This is a genomic window from Snodgrassella sp. ESL0323 (genome assembly GCF_013346865.1).
GTDB classification, from domain to species: Bacteria; Pseudomonadota; Gammaproteobacteria; order Burkholderiales; family Neisseriaceae; genus Snodgrassella; species Snodgrassella alvi.
On record NZ_JAAEDT010000030.1, the window covers coordinates 1 to 7922 of the forward strand.

The 7922-nt window shown below is 41.7% G+C and carries 3 protein-coding genes; all 3 read right to left on the reverse strand.

Annotation, left to right across the window (positions count from 1 at the left end; genetic code table 11):
* Positions 1–5617 (reverse strand): ESPR-type extended signal peptide-containing protein (locus tag GY065_RS12645; RefSeq protein ID WP_174834412.1); only part of this gene is annotated, 5617 nt, incomplete at its 3' end.
* 879 nt (positions 5618–6496) lie between these two features.
* A complete protein-coding gene (locus tag GY065_RS12650) occupies positions 6497–6856 on the reverse strand; it encodes a hypothetical protein (RefSeq protein WP_100115532.1) in 360 nt (119 codons plus the stop codon).
* A gap of 118 nt (positions 6857–6974) precedes the next feature.
* Complete coding sequence (lpxC, locus tag GY065_RS12655) at positions 6975–7892, reverse strand: UDP-3-O-acyl-N-acetylglucosamine deacetylase (protein WP_174834414.1); 918 nt, start codon at positions 7890–7892, stop codon at positions 6975–6977.
* Positions 7893–7922: the final 30 nt, after the last annotated feature.

Genomic DNA, 7922 nt, shown 5'->3' on the forward strand with positions numbered 1-7922 from the left:
CCATGTTGCTCATGCTGGTTGATAAACTGTTCAGACCGGTTGATGCTGAGCTGGACAGAGCAAAGAACTGACCTCCGTTAATTGCATCGGTTGAATGTACTGATACATCACCGGCAGCTACATGGGTAATTCTTTGTGCATTACCACTTCCATGACTGGCATCATATGCACTTATACCGCTATTCCATTGCAGGGCATCCTGCTGTAGTTCGGCAACATTACTGGTGGCAGTACTGATCGTATTGTCTAATTGTCCCAGTATCGTTGAAGTACTGGAAGAGAGGCTACTCAGTCCGATGGCAGTACTAGAAGACAGACTGCTCAATCCGCTAGCTGCACTGGAAGATAAACTGTTCAATCCGCTAGAAGTACTGTTAGACAGGCTGGCTATCGTGCTTGAAGTAGTCGAAGATAAACTGCTCAAAGCATTTGATGCTGCGGTAGACAGACTGCTTAATCCACTGGAAGTTGTGGTAGACAGACTATTTAATCTGTCCGGCCAGTCTGTAGATAAACCGTTTACTTTATCCTGAACTGAGCTTAAACCACTAGAGACTGATCCTGATACTTCTGCCAGACTGCTGGCATAATCTGCATTAGCCTGATCAAGCTGCGCACCAGTAATCACATCAGTTGAATCTGCTGATACTTTACCGGCAGCAACATTGGTAATTTTTGCCGGATTTTTGGTTGCACGACTTGCATCATAAGCAGCAATATCATCATTCCATTGCAGTGCATTTTGCTTTAAATTAGTTACCCTGTTATCAATATTGCTTGCAACAGTAGACAGACTGATCACATCATTACCACCAGTTTGAGTAATCGTACTCAAAGAAGACGTGAAATGATCGAAACTGGTACTAACACTGCTAGAAAGTTCCGTAATATTAGTATTAGTTGTATATAACTGGCCAGCAGTAGCAACATCGCTTGATCCCTTTTCAATATTGCCATCAGCTACATTGGTAATTTTCTGGACTTTTCCGTCACGCATAGCATCATAAGCACCATCTTTCCACAATAGCGCATTCTGCTGTAATGTTTTTACATTAGAGTCAGTCGCTGCCAGGCTGCTTGATGCTGATGCAGACAGTTCAGTCAATCTGCTGTTGGTACTGTCGATACCAGTAGACAAACTGGATAATTGATTACCACTAATTTCAGACAATGATGAAGACAGGCTATTTAAACCTGTTACCACACTGCTGGAAACGTCGTTTAGGTTACCGGACAGGCTGCTAACCCGGGTATTGGTATCAAATAATTGCCCGCCAGTAATTACATCACTTGAGTCTGCTTCCAGACTGCCTTTGGCTACATTGGTAATTTTTTGTGCAGTACCGGTTGCATGACTGGCATCATAAGCAGATATATTGCTATTCCATTGCAGCGCATTCTGCTGTAATGTTTTTACATGAGAGTCAGCCACAGTCAGACTGCTTGATGCTGATACAGACAGACTGCTCAGACTCTGATTAGTCTGTTCCAACAGACTGACCAATCCGTTCGGACTTTTATTTTGTAAATCTTCTAATGAAGTTGATAAAGAGTTAAAACCTGAGCTAACGCTACTAGACAAAGTATCAAGATGACTATTAGTCGTGAATAGCTGGCCACCAGTAACCACATCACTTGAACCGGCTACAAGATTTCCAGCCAGTACATTTGTAATGCGCTGCGCTTTTCCATTGTGAGTAGCATCATATGCGCCGCCGTCAATCTGGTTATTCCATAACAATGCATTGTTCTGCAATGATACTACGCTGGAATTGGCTGTACTCAGTTTATCCTCAAAAGTAGTGGACAGACTATTGATTTTCTCATTAGCAAACTGACCCAGTGCGCTAGAAAGACTACCCACACTGGCCGATGTTGATGAAGAAATTGAATTCATCTTACTATCAACATTATTAGACAGAGTGCTTACACTATTATTGGTATTAAACAGCTGGGCGCCTGTTACTACATCACTTGAGTCTGCTGCCAGACTACCTTGGGCTACATTGGTAATTTTTTGTGCAGTACCGGTTGCATGACTGGCATCATAAGCAGAAATAGTGTTATTCCATTGCAGCGCACTCTGCTGTAATGTAGCTATATTTGAATTAACAGAGCTTAACCCGGTATTGGCCGCTGCAGAAAGAGAGCTCAGACCGGTACTCAGCGACTGATTTAAATCAGCTGAAATATTATTCAAACTGGCAGATGTCGAACCAGACAAATTTTGCAATCTGCTATCCAGGCCGGCAGACAGAGTAGCCACACTGGTATTGGTGTCAAATAATTGCTTACCGGTGACAACATCAGTGGAATGTTCACTCAGATCACCATCTTTAACATGGGTAATTTTCTGTACACCATTTTCAACACCATGGCTGGCATCGTAAGCACCGTCTTTCCACTGTAAAGCATCCTGCTGCAAGTTAGTAATACTGGAATTGATATTATTTAAACCTGTACTAAGAGCTGTAGATAAACTGCCCACACCATCCGCAGATAGATTCTGCAGAGAACTGGATAAATTATTCAAACTTTCTGCTGTAGAACTGGAAAGACTATACAACTGTTTACCGGTCACCGCATCGGTTGAGTCAGCACCCTCTCTGCCGTCTGCCACATTGGTAATGCGCTGATTACCAAGTACCGGATGTTTAGCACTGTATGCCTTATCAGTATCATTCCATTGCAAAGCATTATCCTGCAAGGCCGCAACTTCGCGCTGATTGTTTCCCACTAGTCCGGAAAGACTACTGATAATCGACTGAGAAGAGCTGCTTAAGGCCGTACTCAGGCTGTCTAATCCACCTGTAGTTGATAAAGATAGATTATTCAGAAGATTATTGGTTGTATATAACTGTGCTCCGACCACCACATCAGATGAATCTGCTGTTAAGGCACCGGCAGCAACACCTGTAATTTTCCGATTACCGGCATCATAAGCGGTTTTACTTTCATTCCATAACAGAGCTTTATTACGTACATCGTCTATTTTTTGGTTACTGTCTGCCAGATTTGTACTTATTGTGCTGGTTACGTTATTCAGTTTAGCTGAAGTAACGGTCGAAAGACTGTATAACTGTCCGCCGGTAATTACATCTGTTGATCCCTGCTCAGTACTGCCGTCTGCAACATTGGTAATTTTCTGAGCTTTTCCGTTACGCTCAGCATCATAGGCACCATTTACCCCATTGTCACCTGCTTTCCACAGTAAAGCGTTATTTTGCAAACTGGACAGGCTGCTACTTACACCACTGGCTACTGTAGACAAACTAGCAATATCTGCTATATTTGAATTACCCACTGAATTTGACAGGCTGGTCAAACTTGAAGCAAAACTTTCTGATAAATTAGTCAGATTTGTATTGGTTTCATATAACTGGGAACCAATAACCACGTCACTGGAATGAGCCGAAGAAATATCACCGGCCGCAACATGCGTGATTTTCTGGGCTTTTCCGTCACGTTCAGCATCAAATACACCATCTTTTAACTGTAGTGCATCCCGGCTTAATTGATTCATGCTGGTTGAAGTATTGTCCAGAAGCTGATTGAGCTTATTTGAAGTTTCTGACAGGGTTGTACTGATTGAAGCAGACATTGAAGTGGAATTCGATAGCGCAGTGGAAATACTGCTTATCGCAACAGTTGACAAACTGCTCAATGCTGAATTGGTACTATAAAGCTGTCCGCCATTAATAGCATCAGTTGATTCTGGCGATAAATCACCGGCCGCAACATTGATAATTTTTGCTGTATTTGCCTGACCGTGAACTGCATCATAAGCCTGTACATCGTCATTCCACCGTAATGCATTTTCCTGCATCTGGCTGATACTGGTTAAAACTGAAGTATTTATTGCATCAAGTTTGTTATTAGTTTCAGTAAGCCGGCTGTCCAGTAAGCCGGCTGTATCTACCAGCTTGCTGTCATATGTAACTAAAGTTGAATTGGTCGTATTTATCAGATTATTTAATTTATTGTCGTTTTCTGTTAAATGGCTTACTGTTGAAGAAGACAGATCATACAGACTGGTTGACACAGAATTGCCCAAACTTTTTAACTGAGCCACATTGACAGCATCAGTATCCTGTGTACCGGCTGCCAGGCCGGTAATCTGCCGCGTGACACCAGTACTGGCATTACCAATCGCCACCGAGCCTCTGGTACTGTTCCAGGTAGATGACGTGGCATCATGAACTCCACCAGCAGGATCATAGCCAGCCACACCTGCTGCGGCTGTAGTTGCAGAATTACTGCCTATAGCCACGCCGTCATCAGAACTGGCATTAGCCCCTGTACCGATGGCTACACCATTCGTACCACTAACTTGAGTCTTGTTACCCAGTGCCAGGGCATTAGCAGCACCGACTTTAGCTTCATTACCTACAATCATGGCCCCGGTAGCATTTGCAGAGACTTTGTTCAGATTGCCTAATATTCTTATATCATTAGTTTTTGAATTGCCTTCTGAATCAAGTGCCACATCTACAGAATTACTATTACCAAATATACCGGTATTATCAGCAGCAATCGTACCATTCTGATTACCGAAAGAATAAGTGTCATTCCCTGTTACCCTTGTGATACCGGTTGCATTATCTTTATCTTGGTTTGCAATTTCACCATTGACTGGATTATAAACAGTTGTTGTCTGAGAACCGCCAATCGCACCGGATCTTTTTCCGCTTACCTGATTGGCTGAGCCTATACTGATACTTTGTTCGCCAGTGGCCTGAGCTGTATTACCGATAGCTACAGCAGAATCTGCTGTAGCCTGTGCCTGAACACCTAAGGCAACAGTACCATCTGCACTGGCCTGAGATTTCAAACCGGCAGCCACACTACCTACACCATTAGAAGATGCAACCGAACCTAAAGCCACACTGGAAACACCTGTAGCCTCAGCGCCGACACCGAAAGCAATCGAGGCCCGCCCAGAAGCCAGAGCAGCAGTTCCGATGGCCATCGCGCCACCTGCAGTTGCAGTAGCATTAGTACCGAATGCTACTGAGTAGTTACCACTTGCGTAAGAACCACAACCGGATGCAAAAGAATAGACACCATAAGCTACCGGCATTTTATTTGAGGCTGCATCCCCTTGCAGAACAGCTTTATCTCCATTAACAGCAGTTGTTGTTGTGCCATAGGCCGGATCACTTTGATTAGCAAAGCGTTTATATTCATCCAATGCAGAGATTAATGCACCAGTAATTGTGCGCTCCGGATCACTCCTGCCCGCAACTTCATCGGCTCTGCAGTTTGTACCATTTTTAGCAAAACCATTAATCCCATTGATAACTACAGAACCATGACTTGCCCATGCCTTACCCTTTTGATCCTGATACTTTACCAAAGCACTAGGATCACTTAAATTATTACCACCAACCAGTGCCGTATTTGCAGCAAAAACATTCGGAATAACAAGTGAAAAATTCAGAATTGAAGCAATAAGACTCCGTTTAAAGACTGATCCGAATCGGGACTTATTGTTTATCATGCCTGTGGCCGGCAAGCCGGCTACGGTATCGGACTTGGTTTTGCTCTTAGCTAGTTCGGAGGCGGCCACCCAGGTCTGGGTCGTTTCATTCCATATAGCACGATATATTTTATTCAATTGGTTTACTCCTGATTAGAAATCATGCCGTCAAACAAAATTTGTATAAATTTAAATAAAGTTAAAATTTAAAATTAAATCTTTAAGCAATATAACATACTCTACTTGCTTGTATGTATTGGACAAATTTAAATGATATTTAGTAAACCCGATGAAAATTATATTTTTTATAAAAATAAATATTTGAAATTTAATTATTTTTTTATATTTATTTCAAAAATTAAATATATAAATATGTTAATTAAATAGATTGTTTATATATTATTATTGTCTTATTAACACCACAGTAACCTGATTAATCCGTTTTCTCAAAATTAAAAAATTATAATGGCATTTTTATTACACCTAAACAAATCTGATCCAAATAAATGGTTTCAGGCAGTTAGATTTATCATCTGTTTTCGTTTGCTAGCCACTTGAATAAATACAATGATGAAAGTAAAACAGTTATTAATCAGCTAAACGACGCAAATTGGCCGCAATTAAATTACGCTTGCACATCATCTGAATTGTATTTTGTGTACTATCGTTTCTGCATAGCAGAATAGAATTTGATCCGGCATAATATTAATTTATCAAAACAGACAGATACAGAAAATGTATCTATATTCGCAGAGAAAAGCAGAATAGCCAGGAAATCCAGATCAGGGCATAACAGAATGTTATGCAGAAAGGTACGAAGCAAAAATGGTCTGACTGTAAAAACAATATGCTATTTAAATTAATAAATAGCATATTGTTAATCTGAATTAAAAATATAACTGTGAATAATTAATTACAGAAAAATTCAATTTTTAATTAGTAACCATGTAGCCGGAATACTGGTTTAACAACCATATTCAAATCAATCAGCAGCCATATCGAATCTATATAATCCGGTTACTGCTCCATTTGTTTTTCAACATCAATCAGCGCCCGGCGCGATAAAGCCAGATTAGCACGGTTGCTATCAAGTACTGAATACAAAAAAAGGCTGCCCAGTTTTTTCAGCGGCCGGATCAGATGATACTGCTGCCCCAGTGTGATCAGTATATCCTCAATTTCATCGTTAAGATCCAGCATCTGCATAGTTTTGATTTTAGAGCGGATAACTTCCGTACTGCTGGCCGCGGCAATTTCCAGATCAATTTTATTAATGGCATTACCGGCCATCAACATACCATTATCATAATCAACCACCGCCGCCGCCAGTGCACCTTCTACGTTTAGTAATTGCGCTACAACAGCTTGATAATCCATTGCATTTATATCCCGGAATAATAAAGTGAAGCCGGTTAAATATTATCCGGCCAGTTTAACCTGATTCTGTTAAGTAATTATAACATATTCTTAACATGAATATTATCATGGCCGCAAATCAGGCTGCATGCGGCAACTGATGAAATGCAGCCGGCAGCTGATAATTATGCGGAAAAGTTACCCATTCATAGGCTTGCGGCTGTGCCAAAAGCTGCCTTAACAGCGCATTATTGATTGCATGGCCGGATTTATGCCCCTCAAAGGCGCCGATAATCGGGTGACCAAGGGTATAAAGATCTCCGACAGCATCAAGAATTTTATGCCGGACAAATTCATCCGGATAGCGCAATCCTTCAGGATTAAGCACATCCGTATCATCAATTACAATCGCATTACTCAGATTACCCCCCAGCCCCAAATTGTGGCTGCGCATCAGTTCTACTTCCTGCATAAAACCAAATGTCCGCGCCCGGGAAATTTCATCAACATATGACTGTCCGGCAAAATCAATCCGGAAAGTCTGGTTACTGCGATTAAAAACCGGATGATCAAAATTTATGGTTAATGTAATCTGAAATCCTTCATATGGAGTAAATTTTACCCATTTATCTCCCTCTGTCAGTACCAGCGGCTGTTTAATACGCAAAAATCTTTTTTCGACAGGCTGATCAATTACCCCAGCATCCTGTAACAGATAAATAAAAGGCAGGCTGGAACCATCCATAATAGGGATTTCCGGTGCATTAAGCTCAACAATAATATTATCGATTCCATAGGCAGCAAATGCCGACATAATATGCTCGATGGTGCCAATACGAATACCGTCCGGCGTAACAACCGTAGAAGATAAACGGGTATCGTTAATCAGTTCAGGAGTCAGCGGCACAAGTCGACCAAGTTCTCCGTTCAGATCCGTGCGGCGAAAACGAATACCGCTATCCGAAGCAGCCGGATGCAGACTCAAACGTACCCGTTCCCCGGAATGCAAACCCACTCCTGTAACACTGATACTTTTTGCCAATGTGCGCTGCAGCATATTCTGTTCCTGATCAATCCAACTATCCTA